Consider the following 25,893-nt stretch of genomic DNA (forward strand, 5'->3'; position numbering starts at 1 on the left):
CGGTCAGCTGGCCACGGTGGACGTCCGGCTGCCGTTGCGAGGTGGTTTCGCCAGGCCGAGATGGTCCCGCAGCGTGGTCCCGCTGTAATCGGAGCGGAACACGCCGCGTTCCTGCAGCAGCGGCACCACCTTGTCGACGAAGGGATCGAGGCCGCCCGGCGTGACATGCGGCACCAGGATGAAACCGTCGCTCGCGTCGGCCTGCACCAGTCGATTGATCGACTCCGCGACTGTCTCGGGTGATCCGATGAAGTTCTGTCGTCCCGTGACCTCGATGATCAGCTCACGGGTGGTGAGGTTCTCGGCCTCGGCCTTCGCGCGCCACTGGTTGGCCACCGCGATCGGATCGCGGTGCATCCGCACACTGGCCCGGCCGCGCGCAATGGTGTTCTCCCCGACCACCGGGTCGGTCGTGGGCAGCGGTCCGTCCGGGTCGTGGTCGGACAGGTCACGGTTCCACAGTTGCTCGAGGAACTTGATCGCGGTCTGCGGGGACACCTGCGCCAACCGCACCTCGTGCGCGAGGTCGGCGGCCTCGGCGTCGGTGTCGCCGAGTACGAATGTGGCGGCGGGCAGGATCATCAGGTCGTCGTGCCGACGGCCGTACTTGGCGAGTCGGCCCTTGACGTCGCTGAAGAAGGCCTGGCCCTCCTCGAGGGTTCCGTATCGGGAGAAGATCGCATCGGCAGCCGCGGCGGCGAACTCACGACCGCGGTCGGAGTCGCCGGCCTGGAAGATGACGGGGCGGCCCTGCGGGCTGCGCGGCACGTTGAATCGTCCGCTGATGTCGAAATGGTCGTCGTGATAGGAGAATTGGCCGGCCTGTGGATCCTTCAGAAAGACCCCGCTGTCCCTGTCGGCGACGATCTCGTCGCCGGTCCACGAGTCGAAGAGCGTGTGGGCGGCGGCCAGGAAGCTTTCGGCCCGCTCATAGCGCTGGTTCTCGGGCAGGAATCCACCACGGCGGAAGTTCTCACCGGTGAACGCATCCCATGACGTCACGACGTTCCAGGCCGCGCGCCCGTCGGACAGGTGGTCGAGCGACGCGAACTGGCGGGCCACCTCGTACGGTTCGTTGAATGTCGAGTTGATGGTTCCGGTCAGGCCGAGGTGGTCAGTGACCGCGGCCAGCGCGGCCAGCACCGTGAAGGTGTCCGGGCGACCGACGACGTCGAGGTCGTAGATCGTGCCGCCCTGCTCGCGCAGGCGCAGACCCTCAGCCAGGAACAGGAAGTCGAACTTCCCGCGTTCGGCGGTCTGGGCGAAGTGGACGAACGACGCGAAGTCGATGTGGCTGCCGGAGTTCGGGTCGCTCCACACCGTGGTGTTGTTCACGCCGGGGAAGTGGGCGGCCAGATGGATCTGCTTGACGGGCTTGGTCATGAGAGTCCTCAGGCGGTGGCGTAGCGGTTGGCCGGGCGGGGCAGTCCGAGTTGTTCGCGCAGCGTCGCGCCGGTGTATTCGGTGTGGAAGGCCTTGCGCCGCTGGAGTTCGGGTACCAGTCCGGTGGTGATCTGGAGCAGGTCGTGCGGAAGGGTCGCGGGCCGCAGCCGGAACCCGGACAGGCCCGCGGACTGTCGGTCGGTGAGAAGGTCTGCGAGCTGGGCCGGTGTGCCGACGAAAACCTCGGCATCGCTGGAATGTTCGTCCCCAGTGATGCCGTCAAGCCGCGCCTTTCGGGCCTGGGCCTCGGCGGGAGTGTCGGCGAGGAAGACCACCAGGTCGGCGAAGACGCGGACCGGGTGTGGACCGCTGCGCAGTGCGGCGATGGCCTTGACGGACTGTGCGGCCCCCGCGGTGTCGCGTGGCGTGATGAAGCCGACATCGGTGCTGCCGGCCAGCAGGGGGAAACCGGTGGCGCGGTGGGACAGGGCCGCGACGACCGGCTGTCCCTGCGGCGGACGGGGCGTGATGGAGGGGCCCTTCACCGAGAACTTCGTGCCCTGAAAGTCGATGTAGTGCAGCTTGTTCCGGTCGACGAACCGCCCGGTGGCGGCATCGCGGATCTCGGCGTCGTCCTCCCAGCTGTCCCAGAGCCTGCGCAGCACCTCGACATAGTCGGCGGCCTCATCGAACAGTTCGGTCGTCAGGTCCTCGGACAGGGCGGGGATGACGCGACGGCCGAAGTGGCGGGCCGTCTGCGGGCTGGGCGCCACCTGGACGCGGACCCCGGCGCGGCCCAGGCTGACGTAGTCCAGCGTGGCGATGGCCTTCGACAGGTGGAACGGCTCGGTGTGGGTGACCACGGCCGTGGGCACCAACCCGATCCGAGTGGTCCGCGGGGCCACGCGCGCCGCGATCAGCACGGCGTCGAGGCGCCCGCGGACCCGGTCGATGCGGGTGTCGGGGTGCAGCGGGTCGTCGGACTGCAGTGCCAGCGAGTCCTCGATCGTGACGAACGTCAGCAGCCCGCGCTCGGCTTCGGTGACCAGGTAGGTCCAGTAGTGCGGGCTCAGCAGGTCGGTCGGGCGGGCGTCGGGTTCGCGCCAGGAGGCCGGGTGCCAGCCGGTGCCGTCCAAGGCCACGGCGAGGTGGAGGTGTTCGGTCACCGGTCACCCTCACTTTCCTGCGCGGTGTCAGCGACAACGCCTTGTCATCGGTGGGGCATTCCCCCTTCAGTGTTCTGCCGTGTCGGGCGGTGCGGAAGCGATGGACGCAGCGTGATGCCAAAGCCGGCGTTTAGCGGGGGTGAGATGGGGAGAACCAGCATCGGTATGGAACATGAGGGCAGCCCGCCGCCGCACCCGAAGGACGCCACGAAGGCGACCGACGAGCAGCGGGAGGTGCAGCGACAGCTTGAGCACCAGGACGAGGACCCGCACGGACCCGGTCTGCAGCAGAGCCGGCGGCAGGTCGCCGACGAGAACTGACGTGTGGAGCCCCCTGTCAGGATTGAACTGACGACCTTTCGCTTACAAGGCGAGTGCTCTACCACTGAGCTAAGGAGGCGGTGTCGCGGCGTGCCGCGAACGAAGGTAAGCGTAGCGGGTCAGGTGTCGTGGTCGATCACCCGTTGCGAGCTGACCGGACGCGGCGTGGGCCGCCGAGTGCGGGCGCGGCCCGGGAGCGGGATGCGGTCGGCGATGTTGCTCAGCGGATTGACCACCTGGCTGAGCATGATGACGGCCTCGCGCAGGGTCTCTATGGTCGGCGCCAAGGCCTCCAGCCCGGGCGCGAGCCTGTTCAGGGTGTCGGCCACATCGGCCAACTGTTCCAGCGGTCCGTTGCGGGCCGTCAGCTTGTCGACCACCCCGCCCTCGGCCAGCAGGCGGTCGGCCAGGCCGTCCTCGGCGAGCAGTCGATCGATCAGGCCTTCTTCGGCCAGCAGTTGATCCACCAGGCCGCCGGGGGCCAGCGCGCGCTCGACGCCGCCGCCCTCCGCGGTCAGTTTGTCCAGGAGTCCGTCCGTGGCAGTGACGCGATCGATCAACCCGCCCGGCCGCATGAGCCGGTCGATGGGGCCGTCGGGGGCCAGCGCCCGGGTCAGCGGCGCATCCTCGGCCAGGAGATCGTCGGCCAGTTTGGCCATGCGGTTCGCGCGGGCCACGGTGTCGTTGAGGCCACGCAGGTTGGAGACCGCCATGCCTGCGTCCTGTCCGGCGACCTCGCCGAGACTGCGTCTGGCCAGGTCCAACGCGCCGCTGGCGATGTCGAGACTGGTTTCGGTGACGGCCAACCCCACGCGCGCCGGCGCCATGGCCAGGTCAACCAGGCTCTTGCCGAGGTTCATGATCGCCAGTGTATGGCCGACGGCAATGGCGAACCGCGGGTATCGGGAATCCACAGCCGGAACCAAACTCACAGGAAGTGCACAGCGACTCGTTAGCACAAGCGCAAGAAATTGCGAGGACATTTGAAGTCATGGCCGCTCCAGTAGCAACCGAGACCAAACCGGAAGCCCGGGTTCTGGTCGTCGATGACGAGACCAACATCGTCGAACTTCTGTCGGTGAGCTTGAAGTTCCAGGGATTCGAGGTCTACACCGCGGGCAGCGGACCGCAGGCCCTCGACACCGCCCGCGAGATCAAACCGGACGCCGTCATCCTCGACGTGATGATGCCCGGAATGGACGGCTTCGGTGTGCTCCGCCGGATGCGCGCCGACGGGATAGACGCGCCAGCGCTCTTCCTGACCGCCCGCGACACGCTGCAGGACAAGATCACCGGCCTGACCATCGGTGGCGACGACTATGTGACCAAACCGTTCAGCCTCGAAGAGGTGGTGGCCCGGCTGCGGGTGATTCTGCGCCGCAGCCAGAAGGACGTCGAGGAACCCCGCACATCCAGGCTGGTCTTCGCGGACATCGAACTCGACGAGGACACCCACGAGGTCTGGAAGGCCGGTGAACCGGTGTCGCTGTCGCCGACGGAGTTCACGCTGCTCCGTTATTTCGTCATCAACGCCGGAACTGTTCTGAGCAAGCCGAAGATCCTCGACCACGTGTGGCGCTACGACTTCGGCGGCGACGTCAATGTGGTCGAGTCCTATGTGTCCTACCTGCGCCGCAAGATCGACACGGGGGAGAAACGCCTGCTGCACACGCTGCGCGGCGTCGGATACGTCCTTCGGGAACCCCGCTGACTCCACGCGCGTGACAATGGACGGCATGAGGCCTCAGATCAGTCGGGGCGTGCCGTTGCGCGTCTCGCTTGTGGCCGCGACGCTGCTGCTCGTGGCCTGCGGTCTGCTCGCATCGGGTATCGCGGTCACCACGATTCTCCAGCACAGCCTCATGGCGCGCGTCGATCAGACGCTCATCGACGCCTCCACCGGGTGGGCGCAGGAACCGCGGCCAGACGCCCCACCGGCCAATGAGAACCCCAACCCGGGCCGGCCGCCGTCGAACTTCTACGTCCGCGGAGTCGGGGACAACGGTGAGGTGTGGATCGGCGGTCGCGACCATGCCGCAGAACCCAATCTGCCCTCGGACAACGACGTCGGCCCGGTGCCCACCACGGTCGACTCCGTGGACTCCCTGGCGCAGTGGCGCGCGGTGTCGGTGCGTGGATCCCACGGTGAGCTGATCACTGTGGCCATCGAACTGTCCGACATGCAGTCCACCGTGCGGGCACTCATCTATGCGCAGGCCGGCATCGGTATAGCGGTGCTCGTGGTGTTGGGCATCGTCGGCTACCTCGTCGTGCACCGCAGCCTCCGCCCCCTGGACGAGGTCGAGGAGACCGCTGCGGCGATCGCCGACGGAGAACTGGATCGTCGTGTCCCGCAACGTGATCCGCGCACCGAAGTGGGGCGTCTTTCGGTCGCGCTGAACGGCATGCTGGCCCAGATCCAGCGGGCGGTCGCGGCCTCGGATGCGTCGGCCGAGCAGGCTCGGACGTCCGAGGAACGCATGCGCCGGTTCATCACCGACGCCAGCCACGAACTCCGCACGCCGCTGACCACCATCCGCGGCTTCGCCGAGTTGTACCGCCAGGGCGCGGCCCGCGATGTCGAGATGCTGATGTCGCGCATCGAGAGCGAGTCCCGGCGGATGGGCCTGCTGGTCGAGGATCTGCTGCTGTTGGCGCGACTCGATGCGCAGCGTCCGCTCGAACAGCGCCGCGTCGATCTGCTGCTGCTGGCCACCGACGCGGTTCACGACGCGAAGTCGATCGCCCCTGACCGTCGCATCACGCTGGAGGTTGTCGACGGTCCCGGCACCCCCGAGGTGATCGGCGACGACTCCAGGCTGCGCCAGGTCCTCGGGAATCTGGTGGCCAACGCGTTGCAGCACACTCCGGCCTCGGCGGCGGTCAAGGTGAGGGTCGGGACGATCGGGGACGACGCCATCCTGGAGGTCGTCGACGAGGGCCCCGGAATGACGACCGAGGACGCGCAGCGGGTGTTCGAACGCTTCTACCGCACCGACACGTCCCGTACGCGATCCAGTGGCGGCACCGGCCTGGGCCTGTCGATCGTCGACTCCCTGGTGCTGGCCCACGGGGGCACCGTGACGGTCACGACGGCCCCGGGAGAGGGCAGCCGGTTTCTGGTCCGACTGCCCCGCATCGCTGAGGGGGAGGCCGTCACTGAGGCGGTGGAGGCTAGGTCAGTTGAGCCAGCGCGGCCTTGATCTTGGCCTGCGCCTCGTCGAGGGACTCCGGTGAGGGATTGCGGTCCACTCCGGCGAAGCCGAAGTCGGTCAGCTGGTAGGCCGGGAACACATGCACGTGCAGGTGAGGCACCTCCAGGCCCGCGATGAGCAGGCCGGCGCGGGGTGCGCCGAACGCGCGGACCACCGCCTGCCCGATCCGCTGCGACACCGCCATGAGGCGTCCGTAGGTCGCGGAGTCGATGTCCTGCCACTGGTCGATCTCGGCTCGCGGGACCACCAGGGTGTGGCCCTGGGTCATGGGCTCAATCGTCAGGAAGGCGACGAACTCGTCGTCCTCGTAGACGAAACGTCCGGGAAGCTCCCGGTTGATGATCTTGGTGAACACGGAGGACATGGGTCCCCAGCATAGGGCCCGGTTCTCCTGGCCTGTCCCGGCGAGCAGGTCCCGTCAGGGCGGGGGAACCCCAACAGAATCGCGCGATTCCGGGTGGAGAAGAGCGATTCTGTTGGGTCCCCGCTCGTAGGGGTCTGACCGCGGACCCGGTGGTTACCGGTCTGCGTCGGTGTAGCGGATGACGCCGCGGATGTTGCGGCCCTCCAGCATGTCCTTGTAGCCGTCGTTGATCTGCTCCAGCTTGTACTGGCGCGTGACCATGTCGTCGAGGTTGAGGCGACCGGCCTTGTACATCGACAGCAGCAGCGGGATGTCGTGGTGCGGGTTTCCGCCGCCGAAGATGGTGCCCTGCAGGTTCTTCTGCAGCAGCGTCAGCATCGACAGGTTCAGCGTGACGTTGGTGTCGAGCATGCTGCCGACCGCCGTCACGACGGCGGTGCCGCCCTTCGAGGTCAGGTTCAGGTAGCTGTCGATGTCTGAGCCCTTGAGCTCGCCGACCGTGATGATGGTCTTGCGGGCCATGCCGCCGGCCGTCACCTCGGCGATGCCCGCCATGGCGGAGTCGATGTCGGGGTAGGCGTGGGTGGCACCGAACTTCAGCGCCTGGTCACGCTTCCACTCGATCGGGTCGACCGCGAAGATGTTGCGGGCGCCGGCGTTCACCGCGCCCTGCAGCGCGCCCATGCCGACACCGCCGATGCCGATGATCGCGACGTCCTCGCCGGGACGGATGTCGCCGCTGCGGACGGCCGAGCCGTAACCGGTGGTGACACCGCAGCCGACCAGGCAGGCGACCTCGAACGGGATGGACGGATCGATCTTCACGACCGAGCTCTTGTGCACGACCATGTACGGGCTGAAGGTGCCCAGCAGGGTCATCGGGAACACCGGCTCGCCCTTGCCGGTGTGGATGCGGTGCGTGCCGTCGGAGACCGCGGTGCCGGCCAGCAGGCCCGCGCCCAGATCGCACAGGTTGCGCAGGCCGGCCTGACACGAGGGACACTCGCCACAGGACGGGATGAACGACAGCACGACGTGGTCGCCGACCTTGACGTTCTCCACACCGGGGCCCACCTCGGTGACGATGCCCGCGCCCTCGTGTCCGCCCAGCACCGGGAAACCGAACATCGGGATGTCCCCGGTCACCAGATGGTGATCCGAGTGGCACATGCCCGAGGCCTCCATCTGGATTTTGACCTCATCCTTGACGGGGTCCCCGATCTCGATCTCCTCGATCGACCAGGGCTGATTGAACTCCCGGATGATGGCGCCTTTTGTCTTCATGTTGCTCGCGTTCCTGCTTTCCTCTTCGGAGCCGACTACGTCTAGCTCCAGATACTAGTGACGAAGGTCTCACCCAAACTAGACGGGTGTCAAGTTTTCTGTGTGCGGACTACCAGATGGGCGCTGGCGACGTGCCGAGCGGGTAGTAACCCGGCAGTTTCTCACCCGAGAGCGACCGCTCGATGCGCTTCTGCATGGTTGGAGTCAGATCGCCGGACTCGATCAGCTTCGAATAGCCCTTCACCACGTGGCCGAAGTCGAAGAAATCGCGCTGCCATTCGATCAGCAGAGCCCCGTCCTGGTCGGTGAGGCGGAACCAGCTTCCCCCGATGCCGTAGATCTCCTCCCGCGTGCCGTCACTCTTGTTGGCGATCTGCTTCCAGAAGCCGACGATCTCGTTCTGCTTCTCATCGATCAGGGTCCGCTGGTACTCGTAGACCCAGTTCTCGAGGCCCTCCATCTCAAGGCCCAGGGCGATGTCGCGGATCTCCTCCTTGCCGATGCACATGACATCCTCTTTGGGGCCGATGTTCCAGCCGTAGGTGGCGTCGTCGGTGTAGAAGTCGGCCAGCGGCTTCCAATCGCCGGCGGCCTCGGCATCCTGGTTGGCCTTCAGCCAACGCTCGACCCAGTCTTCAAGCTGTTCACGTGACGCCATTGTCGTTCCTCTTCTGTGGGGGTGTTGATGGTCGGTCTCCTCACCTTCGGTCGTTCCTCCCTCAGGTTTCGTCGACCTCGGTGTTGACGGTCGGTCTCCTCACCTTCGGTCGTTCCTCCCTCAGGTTTCGTCGACCTCGGTGTTGATGGTCGGTCTCCTCACCTTCGGTCGTTCCTCCCTCAGGTTTCGTCGACCTCGGTGATGGAAAGTGCTCGGGTGGGACACATCTCGACCGCCATCTCGACGGCCTCGCGCAGTTCATCGGGTGGTTCGGTGTCAAGGATCTCGACGACCCCGCGTTTGGGCACCGAGAAGACCTCCGGTGCCTCGAGTTCACACATGGCGTGGCCCTGGCACAGGTCCTCGTCGAGTTCGATGCGATAGCAGCCCATGGCTCAGACCTTGGTGCGCCTGCGGTAGCGGACCCTGGCCGGGCGGGCCAGCTGGACCACCATCTTGGAGTGGTCGTTCTGGTAAGTCTCCGGAGGCTGCGCCATCTCAAACTCGTACTCGCGCAACAGCACCGAGAAGATCGCCTTGATCTGCATCTGTGCGAACGCGGCACCCACGCAGCGGTGCTTGCCGGCGCCGAACGGAATCCACGTCCACCGGTTGATCAGGTCCTCCTGACGAGGCTTCTCGTAGCGGTCCGGATCGAAGGCGTCCGGGTCGGGGAAGTCCTCGGGAATCCGGTTGGAGATGGCGGGAGAGGCCGCCACCATCTGCCCCTTGTGGATCGGATGCCCCGCCACCTCGAACTCATCCTGGGCCACCCGCATCAGGATGATCAGCGGCGGATGCAGTCGTAGCGTCTCCTTGAGTGCGTTGTCCAGGTTCGGGATCTGGCGCAGCGCATGGAAACTCACCTCCTGGCCGTCGGCGTAGAGGTCGTCGAGCTCCTGCTGGACCTTGGCGTAGAACTCGGGATGCCGCAGCAGTTCGATCAGTGTCCACGACGACGTTCCCGAACTGGTGTGGTGCCCGGCGAACATCAGCGAGATGAACATGCCGGTGACCTCGTTGGCCGAGAACCGGTGATTGCCGTCCTCATCCTTGATCGACACCAGCACGTCGAGCAGGTCGCGGTCGCTCTTGTCCGTGGGCGGGTTGGCGATTCGCCCGTTCATGACCTCCTGCACCAGTTCCACCAGGCTGGCCCGGGCCTCGTCCCGGATGCGGAAGCTCTCGATCGGCAGATAGGGGTCGACGTAGCAGAGCGGATCGGTCCCGCGCTCGAGCAGGTGGTAGTAGTTCGCGAACCGCGAGTCCAGTTGGTTGCGGAACTTCTGGCCGATCAGGCATGCCGTGGAGGTGTAGATGGTCAACTCCGCGAAGAAGTCCAACAGGTCGATCTCGCCGGTGTCACCCCAGTCGGCGATCATCCTGCGGACTTCGCCCTCGATGGTGGCCGCGTGCCCCTTCATCTGCTCGCCGCGAAGTGCGGTGTTGTGCAACATCTCCGCGCGACGCTCGGGATCGGCGTCGAAGACCACGCCCTCCCCGAAGATCGGGGTCATGAAGGGGTAGGCCTCGGCCTGGTTGAGTTCGCTGTCGCTGGATCGGAAGAAGAACTCGTTGGCCTCGGCCCCGGACAACAGCACCACCTGCTTGCCCGCGAGCTGGAACCACCCGACGTCACCGCACTCCTCGCGGATGCGCTTCATCAGGCCGATGGGGTCGGTGCGGAACTCCTCAAGGTGGCCGTGCTCATCCTCGCCGCCGGATACCCGGGGCACGACTGCAGTCGTCATGACGGCATTCCCTCCTCACCAAGCGCGAGTTTCTGACGGTCCTTCACCTCGGCCAACGGGGCCTCGGGCTGAAGTTCCATGTTGGCGATGAATCCGCCGCGGGGAGTCTCCGCGACGAACGTGATGGCGCGGGCCAGGTCGGCGGCCCGCAGGAAGTAGTCGTGGCGGGCCTGTCCCCATTTGGCCCAGTCCTCGAGCGCGGGTCCGATGAGCTCCGCGGGCAGGCTCCACCCCATCGCGGTCTTGGTCGGCCCCGGATGCACGACGGAGGCGCGTACGCCGGTGCCCTCGAGTTCCATCTGGAAGTTGGTCACCATCGCCACCAGTGCCGCCTTGGCCGCGCCGTAGGCGCCCATGTGCGGGCGGGGGCGCAGGGCGACGTCGGAACCCACGAAGATCAGGTCGCCGCGCCGGCGTTCGATCATGCCGGACAGCACCGCGGTGGCGACGCGGTTGGCGCCGATCAGGTGGATCTGGATCTGCGATTCGAAATCGTCGGTGGTGATGGAGTCGAGCTTGCCGAAGTAGGTGTCCCCGGCGCCGGCCACCAGCACCTCGATGTCGCCGAGTTCCGCGGTGACCCGTTTGACCGCGGCGGTCACGGAGTCGGCGTCGGTGACGTCGAGTGAGACGGCGATGGCCTCACCGCCGTCGGCCCTGATCTGGTCGACGATCTCCTGACATTTCTCCACGCGGCGGGCACCGAGGGCGACCGGGAATCCGTGGGCGGCCAGTTCGATCGCCGTGGCGGCGCCGATGCCGGACGATGCACCTGCGACCAGGGCGGGTCGACGGGCGGGGAGTGGATCGAAGCGGGGCATGTGAACCGATGACCTTTCAGCGAACCTGCACGGTGATGGGGAGGTGGGCGAATCCACGGACATTGCTGGAGTGGACGCGGACGGCGTTGGCCTCGTCGACCTCGTAGCCGCGGATCCGCCGGAACAGCTCGGTCAGGGCCACCCGCGCCTCCATTCGCGCCAGGTGGGCGCCGAGGCAGAAGTGCGCGCCGCTGCCGAAACTCAGCAGTTTGGATCCGATTTCACGACCGATGATGAACTCGTCGGGGTCGGCGAACACGCGTTCGTCGCGATGCGCCGAACCCGGCAGCAGCAGGAGCACGTCGCCGTCGGGAATCGTGGTGTCGTAGATCTCGAACTCCCCGGCGACGGTGCGGGCCAGGATCTGACTCGAGGTGTCGTAGCGCAGCGTCTCCTCGACCCACAGCGGGACGCGGGACAGGTCGTCGTAGACCGGGGCGAGCTGGTCAGGGTTGCGGTGTCCCCAGAAGGCCGCGTTCGCAAGCAGTTTTGTGGTGGTCTCGTTGCCGGCGATCACCATCAGGAACATGAATCCGAGCACTTCGTCGTCGGTGAGACGGTCGCCGTCGATCTCGGCGGCCAGCAGCGCCGAGGTGAGGTCGTCGGTCGCGCTCCGGCGACGCTGGGCGACCATCTCCTGGTAGTAGACGATCAGGTTGAGTGAGGCCTCGATCGCTGTCGGGGGGACGTCGGTGACCCCGTCCTCACGGTGCATCACGGCGTCGGCCCAGGCGCGCACCTGGTCGCGGTCCGGTTCGGGCACACCCATCAGTTCGGAGATGACATCCATGGGCAGCTTGCCGGCGAACTCGGCTACGTAGTCCACCGGGGCGCCGGCCTGGGCCTGGGCCAGCAGGGAATCGAGATGCTTGACGGTCAGTTCGGTGACCCGCGGCTCGAGCTCGCGAATACGCCTGGGCGTGAAGCCCTTTGAGACCAGCGTGCGCAGCCGCAGATGCGCCGGATCGTCCATGGCCAGAAACGACATGGTCTTCGAGGCGTGCGGTCCGCGAGACGCCGGGTCCAACGACACTCCGTAGGCGTTGGAGAGTCTGGTGCTGTTGCGGAATCCCGCGACGACGTCGGAGTGGCGCGACAGTGCCCAGAACCCGAGGTCCTCGTTGTGGTAGAGCGGTGCCTCGTCGCGCAGGCGCTGGTAATACGGGTACGGGTCCTCGTGGAAGTCGTAGTCGTAGGGGTCGAGGATCGGTTTGTCGATCTGGACGGTCATCGGTCTCCTTGGGCCGGGAGGATCAGGCCGACCACATAGGTCAGTTGATCGGTCGTCTGCTGATAGGTGAACGCGCCGCTGCCCGCCTGAACCAGCGCCCCAAAGAAGGCCATCTGCAGCGCGGCGACCGAACGCGCGTCCGCGCCGGGTCCCATCGCCGAACTGATCCTCCGGTGGATCTCGGCGCCGATGCGGTCCCGCACCGTCAGAACCGCGGGGTCTCCGCCGGACATCAGTGCCGTGGTGCAGGCCGCGGCGACCTCGGGATCGTCGGCGACGACGAGGGCGAGGCTGCGCAGCGCATTCTCGACGCGGGTGCGCTGGCTGTCGTTGACGTCGGTGAAGTAGGGCACGCGTTTGATCAGGTCAAGGTAGACCTCGGCGATCAGGTGATTCTTCGACGAGAAGTACGTGTAGGCCGTGGCCGGTGCGACCTGGGCCCGTTTCGCCACCGCACGGACCGTCAGGTCGGCGTACGAGGTCTCGCTCAGCATCTCCCGGCCGGCGTCGAGGACCTTGCGGAAGGTCTCTTCTTGGCGCCGATTGCGGGTGCTCTCCGGGGCTGCGCCGGACGCAGCTAACACGGAATCGCTGGACACATGTCCAACCTAGATCAGCCGTCGCGGTCCAGGCAAGATGTGGGCGGATATACGCAGTAAATCGCGTATGTGCCCGCCCCCTGGCCACGACGACGGGCCCGTCGACCCTTGCCCATTCCGGTGTCGTGAGGCTATGTTCGGACGGCGTACATCGGACACATGTCCAGATAGCGGTCCCCGCACCCGAGACGTTGGAGTTGCTCATGGCATTACTGGCCGACAAGCGCAGTCACCTGTTGATCGACGGGAAACTGGTCGCCGGCGCCAACGGTGAGTTCGACACGGTCAACCCCGCCACCGAGGAGGTGCTCGGCAGCGCAGCCGACGCCGACGCGGCGGACATGGGCGCTGCGATCGAGGCGGCGCGACGCGCGTTCGACGACACCGACTGGTCCCGTGACACCGAACTGCGGGTGCGATGCCTGCGGCAACTGCGCGCGGCGATGCAGGAGCACATCGAGGACCTGCGGGACCTGACCATCGCCGAGGTCGGTGCACCCAGGATGCTGACCTCCGGTGGTCAGCTGGAGGGGCCGGTCGACGACCTGAAGTTCTGCGCGGACACCGCCGAGAACTATCAGTGGACAACCGATCTGGGATTCGCCACACCCCAGGGCATGCCGACCAACCGCACCATCGCCCGCGAGGCGGTCGGGGGGGGGGGGGGGATCACGCCGTGGAATTTCCCGCACCAGATCAACCTGGCCAAGATCGGTCCCGCACTGGCCGCGGGGAACACCCTGGTCCTCAAGCCGGCGCCGGACACCCCGTGGGCCGCGGCGGTGCTCGGCGAGCTGATCGCCGAGCACACCGACTTTCCCCCCGGTGTGGTCAACATCGTCACCTCCAGCGACCACTCGGTGGGTGCGCTGCTGTCCAAAGACCCTCGGGTGGACATGGTTTCGTTCACGGGGTCGACGGCCACCGGCCGCGCCGTGATGACCGACGCCGCGGCGACCATCAAGAAGGTGTTCCTCGAACTCGGCGGCAAGTCCGCGTTCGTGGTGCTCGACGACGCCGATCTGGCCGGGGCCTGCTCGATGGCGGCGTTCACGGCCTCGATGCATGCCGGCCAGGGATGCGCGATCACGACGCGCCTGGTGGTGCCGCGAGCCTCCTACGATGCAGCGATCGATGCCGCAGCAGCCACGATGTCGGGCCTCAAGCCGGGTGACCCGACCAGCAAGCGCACCATCTGCGGCCCCCTGATCTCCGCGCGCCAGCGCGACCGCGTGCAGTCCTACCTCGACCTCGCGATCGAGGAGGGTGGCCGATTCGCCTGCGGCGGAGGACGTCCCGACGATCAGCCCAAGGGCTTCTTCATCGAACCGACTGTCATCGCGGGTCTGGACAACTCCGCGCGGGTCGCGCGGGAGGAGATCTTCGGCCCGGTGCTGACGGTGATCGCCCACGACGGCGACGACGACGCGGTGGCCATCGCCAACGACTCGCCCTACGGCCTGTCCGGGACGGTGTTCTCGGCCGACCCGGACCGTGCCGCGGCGGTCGCGGCCCGACTGCGCGTCGGAACAGTCAACGTCAACGGTGGCGTCTGGTACGCCGCCGACGCCCCCTTCGGCGGGTACAAGCAGTCTGGAATCGGCCGTGAGATGGGTGTGGCCGGCTTCGAGGAGTACACCGAGATCAAGGTCATCGCCACCCTGGCGACCTGACACACGCCCGAAAACCGGGCATTCAGACCACATTCGAGGAGAGATACGTGGGACGTTTTGAGGACAAGGTCGGCATCGTCACCGGCGCCGGTGGCGGCATCGGCCAGGCGTACGCCGAGGCGCTGGCGCGCGAGGGTGCGGCGGTCGTGATCGCCGACATCAACCTCGAAGGTGCCGAGAAGGTCGCGGCGGGCATCAAGGCTGAGGGCGGGACGGCGCTGGCCGTACCCGTCGACGTGTCGGACCCAGCGTCGGCCAAGGAGATGGCTGACCGCACTCTGGCGGAGTTCGGCGGTATCGACTACCTGGTGAACAACGCCGCGATCTTCGGCGGCATGAAGCTGGACTTCCTGGTGACCGTCGACCCCGAGTACTACCGGAAGTTCATGAGCGTCAACCTCGACGGCGCGCTGTGGTGCACCCGCGCGGTCTACAAGAAGATGGCCAAGCGTGGCGGCGGGGCGATCGTCAACCAGTCCTCGACCGCGGCGTGGCTGTACTCCAATTTCTACGGACTGGCCAAGACCGGGATCAATGGCCTGACCCAGCAGTTGTCCCGCGAGTTGGGCGGCCAGAACATCCGGATCAACGCGATCGCGCCTGGGCCGATCGACACCGAGGCCAACCGCACCACCACTCCGCAGGAGATCGTCGCCGACATCGTCAAGGGCCTGCCGCTGTCGAGGATGGGTACCCCCGACGATCTGGTGGGCATGTGCCTGTTCCTGCTCAGCGACGAGGCGTCGTGGATCACCGGGCAGATCTTCAACGTCGACGGCGGACAGATCATCCGGTCATGAGCACTCCAGAGGACATCAGGCTCGGCTACATCGGTCTGGGCAATCAGGGAGCGCCGATGGCCCGACGGCTGGTCGACTGGCCCGGGGGCCTCGTGGTGTTCGACGTCCGTACGGAGGCGATCACGCCCCTGGCGGAACTCGGCGCCAGCCTGGCCGACAGCGTCGCCGACGTCGCCGCCGCCGACGTCATCAGCGTCACGGTGCTCAACGACGCGCAGGTGCGGGAGGTGGTCGGCGAGCTCGCCGAGCACGCCAAGCCCGGAACCGTCATCGCGATCCACTCGACCATCGAGCCCCGGACCGCACCCGATCTCGCTGAGCAGTTGCGCCCCAAGGGGATTTATATCGTCGATGCTCCCGTCAGCGGGGGTGCGGGAGCGGCCGACAAGGGCGAGCTCGCGGTCATGGTCGGTGCCGACGACGAGGCCTACGCCATGGTCAAGCCGGTCTTCAAGCAGTGGGCGTCGCTGGTCGTCCGGGCCGGGGAGCCCGGCGCGGGCACCCGGATGAAGCTGGCCCGGAACATGTTGACGTTCATCGGGTTCGCGGCCGCCTGTGAGGCGCAGGTGCTTGCCGAGGCCAGCGGTATCGATCTTCAGAAGCTCGGGCGGGTGGTCCGGCATTCCGACGCGCAGAGTGGCGGGCCTGGAGCCATCATGTTCCGGGATGACACCAAACCCCTGGCACCGGACCACTTTCTGCACGATATGTTCGTCCACACCCGCGGGCTCGCCGAGAAGGATCTGACGCTCGCACTCGACCTTGGGGAGTCGGTCGGCGCGGAACTTCCGTTGGCGCACATCGCGCTGGAGCGCATCGCCGATGGGCTCGGCGTGCCGCATTCGAAGAATCAGGAGTGAGCATGGACGAACGCCGCCGCAAGGGCCTCGAGAAGATGAACGAGGTCTACGGCTGGGAGATGCCCAACATCGAGGGCGATCCGTACTTCGACCTGACCGTTGATCACCTGTTCGGCGACATCTGGAACCGGCCGGGTCTGTCGATGCGGGAGAAGCGCATCATGACCCTGACGGCGGTCACCGCGGTCGGCCGGCAGGACCTGGCGGAGATCCAGGTCAACGCCGCGCTGCTCAATGGTGAACTCGACGAGGCCGAGCTCAAGGACATCGCGGTCTTCCTGACGCAGTACCTCGGCTTCCCGCTGGGCTCGGGGCTCAACGGCACCGTCGACAAGGTGGCCAACAAGCGCCGCGAAGCCGCCGAACGGGGCGAGGGCGAGGACAAGCGCGCGAATGTGAACGCCGCGGTCAAGATGAGCAGCGGCCGCACGCTCGACGACAAGTGACCTGAGACGCCCTGAACTTCGGGCCCGGGGCCGGGGAGCGATAGGGTGACTGTCTGTGCACGTCCTCGTCATTGGTTCCGGTGCCCGTGAACACGCCCTGCTGCTCGCCCTGAAGCGAGATCCGCAGGTCGAGAGCCTTTCGGTGGCCCCCGGCAACGCCGGTACCGCCACGCTCGCCGAACAGCACGACGTCGACGTGACGTCCGCCGACGCCGTCGTCGCGCTGGCCCGCAGGGTGGGTGCCGACCTTGTGGTGATCGGACCCGAGGTGCCCTTGGTGCTCGGGGTCGCCGACGCCGTCCGCGCCGCCGGCATCGCGTGCTTCGGCCCCTCGAAGGACGCCGCGCGCATCGAGGGCTCCAAGGCGTTCGCCAAGGACGTCATGTCCGCCGCGGGGGTGCGCACCGCGACCAGCGAGGTCGTCGACAATCCGGGCCATCTCGATGCCGCCCTGGACCGGTTCGGCCCCGCCGCCGGGCAGCGGGCCTGGGTGGTCAAGGACGACGGGCTGGCCGCGGGCAAGGGTGTGGTGGTCACCGACGACCGTGCCGTCGCCCGTGCGCACGCCGCCGGGCTTCTCGACGAGGGCCACCCGGTGCTGCTGGAATCGTTCCTCGACGGACCCGAGGTGTCGCTGTTCTGCGTCGTCGACGGCGAGACTGTCGTCCCACTGCTGCCCGCGCAGGACTTCAAGCGGGTCGGCGACAACGACTCCGGTCCCAACACCGGCGGTATGGGCGCCTATGCACCGCTGCCCTGGTTGCCCGAGGAGATCCTCACACAGATCGTCGAGGAGACCGTCAAACCCGTTGCGGCGGAACTGGTCCGGCGTGGAAGCTCGTTCTCCGGCCTGCTGTACGCCGGCCTGGCCATCACGTCGGCCGGCCCGTCCGTGGTCGAGTTCAACTGCCGATTCGGCGATCCGGAGACGCAGTCGGTGCTTGCCCTGCTGGAGTCCCCGCTCGGACAGGTGCTGCACGCCGCGGCCACCGGCACGCTCGCCGACGTCGCGCCCCTGCAGTGGCGCCCGGGTTCAGCCGTCACGGTCGTCATCGCCGCGGAGAACTACCCCGGCAGGCCCAGGGTGGGCGACGTCATCATCGGCTCGGAGGCCGAAGGTGTGTTGCACGCCGGCACCGCCCGCCGCGACGACGGCGCCGTGGTGTCCTCCGGCGGCCGCGTGCTCGCCGTGGTGGGCACCGGCGCCGACCTGGCCGCGGCCAGAGCCGACGCCTACGCCAGGGTGAATTCGGTTCGTCTGCCGGGCAGTCATTTCCGCTCCGACATCGGGCTGCGCGCGGAGCGCGGCGAGATCACGGTCTAGTGGCGCCGGTTTGAGGCACTGCTCCCACGCGCGTATGGCCTGTGCCCCCTTACATCACCCCTGCCGTATGACTTACAGTTGACCGATCCATTGGTGTGATCGACCCCACACCAGGTGAGGAGTCGACGTGGCGTCAGCGAGTTTCGCGGGGAAGCACGCGATCGTCACAGGTGCGGGATCGGGCATCGGAGCGGCGCTGTGCCGTGCCCTGGTGGCGCGCGGCGCCCACGTCTTGTGCACCGACGTCGACGCCGATGCCGCCGAGCGCACGGCAGGCGCCCTGGGTTCGCAGGCCCGTTCGGCCCGAGTGGACGTGACCGATGCCGCGGCCGTGCAGGGTGCGGTGGACGACGTGGTGTCCCGCGCCGGACAGTTGGACCTGATGTTCAACAACGCCGGCATCACCTGGGCCGCCGACACCGAACTCCTGACGCTGGACCACTGGAACTCGATCATCGACGTCAACATCAGGGGAGTGGTGCACGGAGTCGCCGCGGCCTACCCGCAGATGGTCCGGCAGGGGCACGGGTTCATCGTCAACACCGCGTCGATGGCCGGGCTGGCGGCGGCGGGGCAGATCACCAGCTATGTGATGTCCAAGCATGCGGTCGTCGGGCTGTCGCTGGCGCTGCGATCGGAGGCCGCCGCACACCACATCGGGGTGCTGGCCGTCTGCCCGGCCGCCGTGGAGACCCCCATCCTCGACAAGGGCCTCATCACCGGCATCGACGGGCGTGAGTTCTACCGAATGGGCCAGCGCGGCAGGGAGTTCTACGATCCCGACCGGCTGGCGCGCGACACGTTGCGGGCCGTCGAGCGCAACCGCGCGATTCTCGTCGCACCGCGCAGGGCGTATGCGGGATGGCTCCTGGCCCGATATGCGCCCGGACTCATGCAGCGGATGTCGATTCGGTTCGTGGCCAGACAACGGGCCGCGCAGGTTTCCGCCGCCGGCAGCGTGGCGCAGACGGAAGGACGGACGGTATGACGGTCCCGGTGGCGATTCCGCGGTTCCCCGATGAGGTGACCGCGGGCTGGCTCAACAGCGTGCTCGACGCCGACTCCGGTGCGCGCGTCGAGGACGTGCAGGTGAACGCCATCGGCACCGGGCAGACCGGGGCCACCTACCGGGTGAACGTCGACTACGCCGCCAACCCCACCGGGCTGCCGGCCACGTTCGTGATCAAGCTGCCCGCCACCGACGACACCGTGCGGGACCGGGTGGCGTTGGGCTACCGCAGCGAGTGCGCCTTCTACCAGTCGGTCGCCGACCGCGTCACCGTACCGACACCGACCTGCTTCCACTGCGAGATCTCCGACGATGCAATGGAATACGCGCTGCTCCTCAGTGACCAGTCACCTGCGGTGCAGGGTGACCAGATCACGGGCTGCAGCGTGGAGCAGGCGCGCTCGGCGGCGGCCGCGATCGCAGGCCTGCACGGGCCGACCTGGGGGCAGCAGGAGTGGTTGACCTTTCCGGGTCTGGCGATGACGCTGGTCGACGACGCGTCCAAGAAGGGTCTGGGCGACATCGCGGTGATGAGCGCCGACATCACGGTCGAGAAGCTCGGCGACAAGCTCAGCGCAGCGGATCGGGAGACCTTCCGCGAGGCGATGGGATTGGTCACCCCCTGGCTGCAGAACGACTTCGGCAGGTTCAGCCTCATTCACGGCGACTATCGCCTCGACAACCTGCTGTTCGACCCCGACGACGGCCGGATCTGGGTGGTGGACTGGCAGACACTCGGTGCGGGCATGCCGTCGCGCGACCTGGCGTACTTCGTGGCCACCAGCCTGGAACCCGACGTGCGGGCGGGCGCCGAGCGCGACCTGGTGGCGGCCTATCACGACGCGCTGCTGGCGACCGGCGTCACCGACTATGATCTCGAAACCTGTTGGCAGGACTACTGTTACGGCATGGTTCAGGTGCTGTTGATCTCGGCACTGGGCTTCGCGTTCGCGGTCGGCACCGACCGGGGCGACGATATGGTGGCCACCATGCTGCGGCGGGGCTGCGCGGCGGTCCGCGAGCTGGGCACCATCGCGCAGATCCGGGCGGAAGCGGGACGGTGACTCCGCCTCGGTGGAGCTGACAATTGTCAGAAAACGCTGACAGGTGTCAGCAGTGGGTGTTAGCGTCCGCGGAGGCAACCAGAGGAGTGCTCCGTGGCGTTGGCACAACCGCGCACCGCGATCATCGGTGCGGGAATCAGCGGTCTGACCGCAGGCAAGATGCTCAAGGACTATGGGGTGCCGCACACCACCTTCGAGTTGTCGGACCGCATCGGAGGCAACTGGGCCTTCGAGAACCCCAACGGGCTCAGCAGCGCTTACCGTTCGCTGCACATCGACACCTCCAAACACCGGTTGTCCTTCAAGGACTTTCCGGTCCCTGAGGACTTCCCGTCGTTCCCGCACCACACGCAGATCAAGAGTTACCTCGACGACTATGCCGACGCCTTCGGTCTGCTCGACGGCATCGAGTTCAACAACGGTGTGGTCTCCGCACGTCAGGTCGACGGCGGGTGGGAGATCGAAGACCAGGCCGGTGCGATCCGTCGGTTCGACCTTCTGGTGGTCGGCAACGGGCATCACTGGGACGCACGGATGCCGGACTTTCCGGGGACGTTCACCGGTGAGGCCATCCACTCGCATCACTACATCGATCCGCAGACCCCGCTGAACCTGACTGGCAAGCGGATTCTGGTGGTGGGCATCGGCAACAGCGCAGCCGACATCACCGTCGAGCTGTCGTCGAAATCACTGCAGAACACCGTGACGCTCTCGACCAGGTCGAGTGCCTGGATCGTGCCGAAATACCTTGCCGGGCAACCCGGGGATAAGTTCTTCAAGACCAATCCGTACCTGCCCCTGTCATGGCAGCGCAAGGCCGCGCAGTGGTTCGCCCCCGTCGTCGGCGCCGACCCCACCAAGTACGGTCTGCCGCCGGCCAATCACAAGCTGTTCGAGGCGCACCCCACCCAGTCGGTGGAGCTGCCGCTGCGTCTGGGTTCCGGCGACGTCATCCCCAAGCCCAACGTCCGCCTGCTCGACGGGCAGACCGTGCACTTCGAGGACGGCACCAGCGCCGAGTTCGACGCGATCGTCTACGCGACGGGATACAACATCACGTTCCCGTTCTTCGATCAGGACTTCATCGACGCCCCCGACAACCACATTCGGCTCTACAAGCGGATGTTCAAACCCGGCGTGGACAACCTGGTGTTCATCGGCTTCGCGCAGTCGATCCCGACGCTGTTCCCCTTCGTGGAGTGCCAGTCGAGGCTGCTCGCCGCGTACGCCGTGGGCAGGTACGCGCTGCCCTCGGTGGCCGAGATGGAGCGGGTGATCGACGAAGACCAGAAACTGCACGCCGGCCACTGTGTGGACCGTCCGCGGCACACCCAGCAGGTCGACTACTTCTACTACGAGCACGACATCCGCACCAGGGAGCTGCCGGCCGGACTCAAGCGGGCGGGATGAGATCGCGCACTGACCGGCGGGCCCCACAGCGCAGCGATCAGCGCCGCGAGGTCCTTCTCGATGAGCTCGAAACCTCGCTGCAGGAGCAGAGTTTCGATGACATCAATCTCGCCGAGGTCGCCGAGCGGGCCGGAGTGAGCAGGTCGGCGTTCTACTTCTACTTTGAGAACAAGGCCGCCGCCGTGGCGGCACTCATGGAGCGGATGGTCGACGACACGTTCTTCGTCACCGACGTGTTCACCATGACCGACCAGAGCCCGGAGTCGCGCGTGTACAACATGCTCGACGGTCTCTTCGACACCTGGGAGCGGCACCGGCACATGTTCGCGGCCATGCTCGAGGCCCGCGGACGCAGCGTGCCGGTGCGCGAATTCTGGGACGAGGCGCGACTGTCGTTCGTCGACTCTGTGGCACAGATGATCCGCTCGGAACGTGCCGCCGGGTCCGCGCCCGAGGGAATCGACCCCGTGGTCCTGGCCACGATGCTGCTCGAGGTCAACGACCGGCTGCTGGAGCGTCTGACCTTCGGCGGTCCGCTGGACCGTCACCAACTCGCCGAGGGAGCCGCCGCGATCTGGCTGGGCTCCGTCTACGGGATCACCGCCCAACACGGCCGTCAACGGTAGGAGAGCAACGGGTGAGCACGCAGATGACCTTTTCCGAAGTGAGCTTCGACTCGGCCGGCGACACCTGCAGCGCATGGCATTTCGCCGCGGCGGGGTCCGGCTTCGACGGCGCTGCCGGCAGGCCGGTGGTCGTCATGGCGCACGGGTTCGCCGGAACCAAGGACTCTGGTCTGTCGCCGTTCGCCGAACGCTTCGCGACCGCCGGTCTGGACGTGTTGGCGTTCGACTATCGAGGCTTCGGCACTTCGGCGGGCAACCCCCGGCAGACGATCTCGATCGACCGCCAGGTCCAGGACTTCCACGCCGCCGCCACGCACGCCCGCGGACTGCCCGGCGTCGACCCCGCTCGGATCGTGTTGTGGGGCGCGTCGCTGTCGGGCGGCCACGTCATCCGCGTGGGGGCCGAACGCCCCGATGTCGCGGCGGTGATCTCGATGACCCCGCTGACCGACGCACTGGCCACGGGACGACTGATCATGAAGCAGTACTCGACGACCACGGCTCTGCGCTCGACGGCCAACGGTGCGGTGAATCGCGTCGCAGGCCGGTTCGGGCGCGCACCCATCATGATGCCCGTCGTGTCCGACCCCGGTGAGCCCGGAGCGCTCGCGCTCGAAGGCGCGGTGGACAGTTACCAGTCCATCGCCGGTCCGTCGTGGCGCAACGAGGTCGACGCATCAGTGGGCCTGGAGTTGGCGAAGATTCGAACCAAGCCCTACGCCAAGCGGTTGCGCGCCCCGCTGCTGGTGCAGATCGCGGACTTCGACCGATATGTGCCCGCCGATGCGGTCGCCAAGACCGCGGTGCACGGGCGGGCTCAGGTGCACCACTACCCGTGCGATCACTTCGACGTCTGGCCGGGCCACGACTGGTTCGAGCGCGCGGCGGCCGATCAGATCGCGTTCCTGCGCCGCGTGCTGTAAGGCACAGAGGAGACGGCCTAGAAGACTGTCGACCCCAGATCCACCGCGATCCGGGCCGCCGTCACCATCCGCGATTCGTCGCTGGCCAGCCAGCACACCGCGTCGGCGATGTCCTCGGGTTCGGCGATCCAGTCGGGCAGGAACGGCGTGACCATCTGCATCAGGCCCGGGTTGGTCTCGTTGGCGCGGTTCAGCGCGGCCATCATGTCGCCGGTGCCCATCGGCGTGTTGACGGCGCCGGGGTGCAGGCTGTTGACCCGGATTTTGTGCTTGCCGAGTTCGGCGGCGAAGGCGCGCGCCATGCCCGTGACCGCGTGCTTGCTGGCGGTGTAGTGCACCATGAACGGCTGCATCTTCAGGCCCGCCGCGGAACTCACCAGGATGATCGAACCGCCGCGGCCACCGTCGATGATCTTCTGTGCACCGGCGATCACGGTGTTCCAGGTCCCCGTGACATTGATGTCCATGACGTCGCGGAACGACTCCGGGGTGGTCTCGTTCCACGGTTCGGGCACGGTGATGCCGGCGTTGGCGATGATCACATCGAGCCGGCCGAACTCGGCCATGCCCTTGTCGACGACGTCACGCAGTGCGTCGAGGTCACGGGTGTCGGCCTGGGCCGACACGATGCCCTGACCCGTCTCCTCGACCAGGCGTACGGTTTCGGCGAGGTCTTCCGGGGTCGCCGAGTCGTACGGAACGCTCGGAGGCAGCGGACCGGCGAGGTCAACGGCGACGATGTTGGCGCCCTCCTTCGCCATCCGGACCGCGTGCGCGCGGCCCGGGCCGCGCGCCGCACCGGTGATGAAGACGACCTTGTCCCGCATCCTTTCGCTCATGTGCTCCTCAATCTCGTTGCTCCAGAGGTGATTCGATGTGGATCACTGCTGCCGCTGTGCGGCCTTGACCAGATTGGACCCGATGATCAGACGCTGAATCTCGCTGGTGCCCTCATACAGGCGCAGCAGGCGGACGTCGCGGTAGATGCGCTCCACCGTCACACCGCGCATGTAGCCCGATCCGCCGTGGATCTGCACCGCGAGATCGGCCACGGTGCCGGCCATCTCGGTGCAGAACAGTTTGGCGACCGACGGCGCGATGCGCCGGTCCGTCTCGTCGACCCACTGCCTGGCCGCGTCGCGGACCAGAGTGCGCCCGGCCATCACCTGGGTCTGCTGGTCGGCCAGCATGGCCTGCACGAGCTGGAAGTTGCCGATCGGTGTGCCGCCCTGGGTGGCGGTGGCCGCGTAGGCCACCGACTCGTCCAGCGCGCGCTGTGCGGCACCGACGGCCAGGGCGGCGATGTGGACGCGACCACGGGCCAGCGAGATCATCGCCGCGCGATAGCCGATGTCCTCCGCGCCGCCGATGAGCGCGCTGTGCGGAACGCGGACGTCGTTGAACGTCACATCCGAGGTCCAGGCCCCCTCCTGGCCCATCTTGGCGTCCTTGGCGCCGATCTCGACGCCCGCGGTCTCGGCAGGCACCAGGAACACCGCGATGCCCGCACCCTGGTCGTCCGCCGGACGGGTGCGCGCGAACGTGACGAACAGGTTGGCCACGGGCGCGTTGGTGATGAACTGCTTCTGCCCCGTGATCACCCAGTCGTCGCCGTCGCGGACGGCCTTGGTGCGCAGGCCCGACGGGTTGGACCCGGCGCCGGGTTCGGTGAGCGCGAAGGAGGCGACAACCTCGCCGGAGGCGATGCCCTCAAGCCAGCGGGCTTTCTGTTCGTCGGTGCCGAACCCCACCAGGACCTGGCCGGCGATGCCGTTGTTGGTGCCGAACATCGACCGCAGCGCCAGCGAGGTGTAGCCCAACTCCATGGCCAACTCGACGTCCTGGGCGAGGTTGAGTCCGAGTCCGCCCCACTCCTGGGGGATCGCGTAGCCGAACAGGCCCATCTTCTTGGCCTGGTCGCGGATGTCGTCGGGAACCTTGTCGTCCGTGAGGATCTCGCCCTCGCGCGGCACGACGGCCGTCCGAACGAAGTGCCGCGTCTGGGCGAGGATCTCCTGGAAGTCGTCGTCGCTGACTTCGCTGCTCATCGGCGCTCCTTGGGGAGATGGGGGCGTGGGCCGTGACGACGACCGCAGATTTTGTAACATCATATATGAAATACGATGCTTGACATCGGGCCGTCCGAGGCCGCCGACACGAAGGAGTTCTCAAGTGACACTGCTGGCTGGTCAGATCGCGGTCATCACGGGCGGTGCGCAGGGCTTGGGCCTGGCGATCGCGCAACGGTTCGTCGCCGAGGGCGCCAAGGTCGTCCTGGGTGACGTGAACCTCGAGGCCACCGAGGAGGCCGCCCGCAGCCTCGGCGGACCGGACGTCGCGAAGGCTGTGCGCTGTGACGTGACCTCGGCTGCCGAGGTCGAGGCCCTGGTCGCAGCCGCCGTGGACGGGTTCGGCGGGCTCGACATCATGATCAACAACGCGGGGATCACGCGTGACGCCACGATGCGCAAGATGACCGAGGATGAGTTCGACCAGGTCATCGCCGTCCACCTCAAGGGGACCTGGAACGGTCTGCGCGCTGCCGCGGCGGTCATGCGCGAGAACAAGCGCGGCGCGATCGTCAACATGTCCTCGATCTCCGGCAAGGTCGGCATGGTCGGGCAGACCAACTACTCCGCGGCCAAGGCAGGCATCGTCGGCATGACGAAGGCGGCATCCAAGGAGCTCGCCTACCTCGGCGTGCGGGTCAACGCCATTCAGCCCGGTCTGATCCGCTCCGCGATGACCGAGGCCATGCCGCAGCGCATCTGGGACTCGAAGGTCGCCGAGGTTCCGATGGGCCGTGCCGGTGAGCCCGAAGAGGTGGCCAAGGTGGCACTCTTCCTGGCGTCCGACCTGTCGTCCTACATGACCGGCACGGTCCTCGAGGTCACCGGAGGACGGCACCTGTGAGCGCGAATTCGACGAAATGGCGTGATTTACTCGAACTTTCCCGCCCATGTGT

The 25,893-nt window shown here is 67.1% G+C and carries 27 protein-coding genes and 1 tRNA gene; 14 read left to right on the top strand and 14 right to left on the bottom strand.

Translation table 11 applies throughout. The features are described 5' to 3' along the window. Positions 1 to 3: 3 nt before the first annotated feature. A complete protein-coding gene (locus A5727_RS21110; protein WP_068254503.1) occupies positions 4 to 1,383 on the bottom strand; it encodes an NtaA/DmoA family FMN-dependent monooxygenase in 1,380 nt (459 codons plus the stop codon). 8 nt (positions 1,384 to 1,391) lie between these two features. Next, on the bottom strand, positions 1,392 to 2,549 hold the full coding sequence (locus A5727_RS21115; protein WP_231992179.1) for an LLM class flavin-dependent oxidoreductase: 1,158 nt from the start codon (positions 2,547 to 2,549) through the stop codon (positions 1,392 to 1,394). 144 nt (positions 2,550 to 2,693) lie between these two features. On the opposite strand from A5727_RS21115, the gene A5727_RS27635 reads away from it, so the two are divergent. Beyond that, on the top strand, positions 2,694 to 2,870 hold the full coding sequence (locus A5727_RS27635; RefSeq protein WP_157521493.1) for a hypothetical protein: 177 nt from the start codon (positions 2,694 to 2,696) through the stop codon (positions 2,868 to 2,870). Between the two features lie 4 nt (positions 2,871 to 2,874). On the opposite strand, the gene A5727_RS21120 is transcribed toward A5727_RS27635, so the two are convergent. Beyond that, a tRNA-Thr gene (locus tag A5727_RS21120) sits at positions 2,875 to 2,949 on the bottom strand. 40 nt (positions 2,950 to 2,989) lie between these two features. Further along, complete coding sequence (locus A5727_RS21125) at positions 2,990 to 3,730, bottom strand: hypothetical protein (RefSeq protein ID WP_068254617.1); 741 nt, start codon at positions 3,728 to 3,730, stop codon at positions 2,990 to 2,992. Between the two features lie 131 nt (positions 3,731 to 3,861). On the opposite strand from A5727_RS21125, the gene A5727_RS21130 reads away from it, so the two are divergent. Then, on the top strand, positions 3,862 to 4,581 hold the full coding sequence (locus A5727_RS21130; protein WP_068254506.1) for a response regulator transcription factor: 720 nt from the start codon (positions 3,862 to 3,864) through the stop codon (positions 4,579 to 4,581). Between the two features lie 16 nt (positions 4,582 to 4,597). Beyond that, positions 4,598 to 6,073, top strand: a complete 1,476-nt coding sequence (locus A5727_RS21135) for a sensor histidine kinase (protein ID WP_502687699.1) — start codon at positions 4,598 to 4,600, stop codon at positions 6,071 to 6,073. Here A5727_RS21135 and A5727_RS21140 read toward each other — a convergent pair. From A5727_RS21140 to A5727_RS21175, 8 genes are all read right to left on the bottom strand, one after another. Continuing rightward, complete coding sequence (locus A5727_RS21140) at positions 6,045 to 6,449, bottom strand: HIT family protein (protein WP_068254509.1); 405 nt, start codon at positions 6,447 to 6,449, stop codon at positions 6,045 to 6,047. The genes A5727_RS21135 and A5727_RS21140 overlap by 29 nt on opposite strands. 153 nt (positions 6,450 to 6,602) lie before the next feature. After that, the gene (locus A5727_RS21145) at positions 6,603 to 7,733 is read right to left on the bottom strand and encodes an NDMA-dependent alcohol dehydrogenase (protein ID WP_068254512.1); all 1,131 of its coding nucleotides are present in this window, start codon (positions 7,731 to 7,733) and stop codon (positions 6,603 to 6,605) included. Between the two features lie 109 nt (positions 7,734 to 7,842). Continuing rightward, positions 7,843 to 8,391: a nuclear transport factor 2 family protein gene (locus A5727_RS21150; protein WP_068254515.1), complete on the bottom strand. Its 549-nt coding sequence runs from the start codon at positions 8,389 to 8,391 to the stop codon at positions 7,843 to 7,845. A gap of 179 nt (positions 8,392 to 8,570) precedes the next feature. Then, positions 8,571 to 8,783, bottom strand: a complete 213-nt coding sequence (locus A5727_RS21155) for a ferredoxin (protein ID WP_068254518.1) — start codon at positions 8,781 to 8,783, stop codon at positions 8,571 to 8,573. A gap of 3 nt (positions 8,784 to 8,786) precedes the next feature. Continuing rightward, positions 8,787 to 10,142, bottom strand: a complete 1,356-nt coding sequence (gene cyp51 / locus A5727_RS21160; protein WP_068254522.1) for a lanosterol 14-alpha demethylase — start codon at positions 10,140 to 10,142, stop codon at positions 8,787 to 8,789. Next, entirely contained in the window at positions 10,139 to 10,963 is an 825-nt protein-coding gene (locus A5727_RS21165; RefSeq protein ID WP_068254526.1) for an SDR family oxidoreductase, read from the bottom strand. The genes cyp51 and A5727_RS21165 overlap by 4 nt, the downstream gene beginning before the upstream one ends. 16 nt (positions 10,964 to 10,979) lie before the next feature. After that, complete coding sequence (locus A5727_RS21170; RefSeq protein WP_068254529.1) at positions 10,980 to 12,194, bottom strand: cytochrome P450; 1,215 nt, start codon at positions 12,192 to 12,194, stop codon at positions 10,980 to 10,982. Further along, positions 12,191 to 12,793 carry a TetR/AcrR family transcriptional regulator gene (locus A5727_RS21175; RefSeq protein WP_068254532.1) on the bottom strand — a complete coding sequence of 201 codons (603 nt, stop codon included), beginning with the start codon at positions 12,791 to 12,793 and terminating at the stop codon, positions 12,191 to 12,193. The genes A5727_RS21170 and A5727_RS21175 overlap by 4 nt, the downstream gene beginning before the upstream one ends. Before the next feature lie 203 nt (positions 12,794 to 12,996). Between A5727_RS21175 and A5727_RS21180 the strand changes: the two genes are divergently transcribed. From A5727_RS21180 to A5727_RS21225, 10 genes are all read left to right on the top strand, one after another. Continuing rightward, entirely contained in the window at positions 12,997 to 14,466 is a 1,470-nt protein-coding gene (locus tag A5727_RS21180; RefSeq protein WP_068254536.1) for an aldehyde dehydrogenase, read from the top strand. A 47-nt stretch (positions 14,467 to 14,513) separates the two neighbouring features. Then, positions 14,514 to 15,266 (top strand): SDR family oxidoreductase, encoded by a 753-nt coding sequence (locus A5727_RS21185; RefSeq protein ID WP_068254539.1) that lies wholly within the window; start codon positions 14,514 to 14,516, stop codon positions 15,264 to 15,266. After that, a complete protein-coding gene (locus A5727_RS21190) occupies positions 15,263 to 16,126 on the top strand; it encodes an NAD(P)-dependent oxidoreductase (protein WP_068254542.1) in 864 nt (287 codons plus the stop codon). The genes A5727_RS21185 and A5727_RS21190 overlap by 4 nt, the downstream gene beginning before the upstream one ends. Before the next feature lie 2 nt (positions 16,127 to 16,128). Beyond that, positions 16,129 to 16,572, top strand: coding sequence for a carboxymuconolactone decarboxylase family protein (locus A5727_RS21195; protein ID WP_068254544.1), 444 nt, complete (start codon positions 16,129 to 16,131; stop codon positions 16,570 to 16,572). Between the two features lie 55 nt (positions 16,573 to 16,627). Next, positions 16,628 to 17,896 (top strand): phosphoribosylamine--glycine ligase, encoded by a 1,269-nt coding sequence (gene purD / locus A5727_RS21200; RefSeq protein ID WP_068254547.1) that lies wholly within the window; start codon positions 16,628 to 16,630, stop codon positions 17,894 to 17,896. A gap of 127 nt (positions 17,897 to 18,023) precedes the next feature. Then, positions 18,024 to 18,884 carry an SDR family NAD(P)-dependent oxidoreductase gene (locus tag A5727_RS21205; RefSeq protein ID WP_068254550.1) on the top strand — a complete coding sequence of 287 codons (861 nt, stop codon included), beginning with the start codon at positions 18,024 to 18,026 and terminating at the stop codon, positions 18,882 to 18,884. After that, positions 18,881 to 19,969, top strand: a complete 1,089-nt coding sequence (locus A5727_RS21210) for a phosphotransferase family protein (RefSeq protein ID WP_068254553.1) — start codon at positions 18,881 to 18,883, stop codon at positions 19,967 to 19,969. The genes A5727_RS21205 and A5727_RS21210 overlap by 4 nt, the downstream gene beginning before the upstream one ends. 93 nt (positions 19,970 to 20,062) lie before the next feature. Further along, entirely contained in the window at positions 20,063 to 21,379 is a 1,317-nt protein-coding gene (locus A5727_RS21215; RefSeq protein WP_068254556.1) for a flavin-containing monooxygenase, read from the top strand. After that, positions 21,376 to 22,005, top strand: a complete 630-nt coding sequence (locus A5727_RS21220; RefSeq protein WP_068254559.1) for a TetR/AcrR family transcriptional regulator — start codon at positions 21,376 to 21,378, stop codon at positions 22,003 to 22,005. Before A5727_RS21215 ends, A5727_RS21220 begins: the two co-directional genes overlap by 4 nt. Positions 22,006 to 22,028: 23 nt before the next feature. After that, complete coding sequence (locus A5727_RS21225; RefSeq protein ID WP_068254622.1) at positions 22,029 to 22,928, top strand: alpha/beta hydrolase; 900 nt, start codon at positions 22,029 to 22,031, stop codon at positions 22,926 to 22,928. Between the two features lie 17 nt (positions 22,929 to 22,945). Here A5727_RS21225 and A5727_RS21230 read toward each other — a convergent pair whose 3' ends face one another. Together A5727_RS21230 and A5727_RS21235 are read right to left on the bottom strand one after the other, a co-directional pair. Further along, entirely contained in the window at positions 22,946 to 23,767 is an 822-nt protein-coding gene (locus tag A5727_RS21230) for a mycofactocin-coupled SDR family oxidoreductase (protein WP_068254561.1), read from the bottom strand. Between the two features lie 42 nt (positions 23,768 to 23,809). Further along, a complete protein-coding gene (locus tag A5727_RS21235) occupies positions 23,810 to 24,976 on the bottom strand; it encodes an acyl-CoA dehydrogenase family protein (RefSeq protein ID WP_068254563.1) in 1,167 nt (388 codons plus the stop codon). A 124-nt stretch (positions 24,977 to 25,100) separates the two neighbouring features. Here A5727_RS21235 and fabG point away from each other — a divergent pair, with 124 nt between their 5' ends. Beyond that, positions 25,101 to 25,841, top strand: a complete 741-nt coding sequence (fabG, locus tag A5727_RS21240) for a 3-oxoacyl-ACP reductase FabG (protein WP_197507721.1) — start codon at positions 25,101 to 25,103, stop codon at positions 25,839 to 25,841. Positions 25,842 to 25,893: the final 52 nt, after the last annotated feature.

Origin of the sequence: Mycobacterium sp. ACS4331, assembly GCF_001667265.1 — a bacterium.
Taxonomy (GTDB): Bacteria; Actinomycetota; Actinomycetes; order Mycobacteriales; family Mycobacteriaceae; genus Mycobacterium.

Coding starts and splice junctions, on each gene's coding strand:
- A5727_RS21110 (WP_068254503.1), bottom strand. CDS start 1,383: ATGACCAAGCCCGTCAAGCAGATCCATCTGGCCGCCCACTTCCCCGGC.
- A5727_RS21150 (WP_068254515.1), bottom strand. CDS start 8,391: ATGGCGTCACGTGAACAGCTTGAAGACTGGGTCGAGCGTTGGCTGAAG.
- A5727_RS21190 (WP_068254542.1), top strand. CDS start 15,263: ATGAGCACTCCAGAGGACATCAGGCTCGGCTACATCGGTCTGGGCAAT.
- A5727_RS21130 (WP_068254506.1), top strand. CDS start 3,862: ATGGCCGCTCCAGTAGCAACCGAGACCAAACCGGAAGCCCGGGTTCTG.
- A5727_RS21145 (WP_068254512.1), bottom strand. CDS start 7,733: ATGAAGACAAAAGGCGCCATCATCCGGGAGTTCAATCAGCCCTGGTCG.
- A5727_RS21180 (WP_068254536.1), top strand. CDS start 12,997: ATGGCATTACTGGCCGACAAGCGCAGTCACCTGTTGATCGACGGGAAA.
- A5727_RS21230 (WP_068254561.1), bottom strand. CDS start 23,767: ATGAGCGAAAGGATGCGGGACAAGGTCGTCTTCATCACCGGTGCGGCG.
- A5727_RS21140 (WP_068254509.1), bottom strand. CDS start 6,449: ATGTCCTCCGTGTTCACCAAGATCATCAACCGGGAGCTTCCCGGACGT.
- A5727_RS27635 (WP_157521493.1), top strand. CDS start 2,694: ATGGGGAGAACCAGCATCGGTATGGAACATGAGGGCAGCCCGCCGCCG.
- A5727_RS21235 (WP_068254563.1), bottom strand. CDS start 24,976: ATGAGCAGCGAAGTCAGCGACGACGACTTCCAGGAGATCCTCGCCCAG.
- A5727_RS21225 (WP_068254622.1), top strand. CDS start 22,029: ATGACCTTTTCCGAAGTGAGCTTCGACTCGGCCGGCGACACCTGCAGC.
- A5727_RS21195 (WP_068254544.1), top strand. CDS start 16,129: ATGGACGAACGCCGCCGCAAGGGCCTCGAGAAGATGAACGAGGTCTAC.
- cyp51 (WP_068254522.1), bottom strand. CDS start 10,142: ATGACGACTGCAGTCGTGCCCCGGGTATCCGGCGGCGAGGATGAGCAC.
- A5727_RS21165 (WP_068254526.1), bottom strand. CDS start 10,963: ATGCCCCGCTTCGATCCACTCCCCGCCCGTCGACCCGCCCTGGTCGCA.
- A5727_RS21210 (WP_068254553.1), top strand. CDS start 18,881: ATGACGGTCCCGGTGGCGATTCCGCGGTTCCCCGATGAGGTGACCGCG.
- A5727_RS21135 (WP_502687699.1), top strand. CDS start 4,598: ATGGACGGCATGAGGCCTCAGATCAGTCGGGGCGTGCCGTTGCGCGTC.
- A5727_RS21125 (WP_068254617.1), bottom strand. CDS start 3,730: ATGAACCTCGGCAAGAGCCTGGTTGACCTGGCCATGGCGCCGGCGCGC.
- A5727_RS21155 (WP_068254518.1), bottom strand. CDS start 8,783: ATGGGCTGCTATCGCATCGAACTCGACGAGGACCTGTGCCAGGGCCAC.
- A5727_RS21170 (WP_068254529.1), bottom strand. CDS start 12,194: ATGACCGTCCAGATCGACAAACCGATCCTCGACCCCTACGACTACGAC.
- A5727_RS21220 (WP_068254559.1), top strand. CDS start 21,376: ATGAGATCGCGCACTGACCGGCGGGCCCCACAGCGCAGCGATCAGCGC.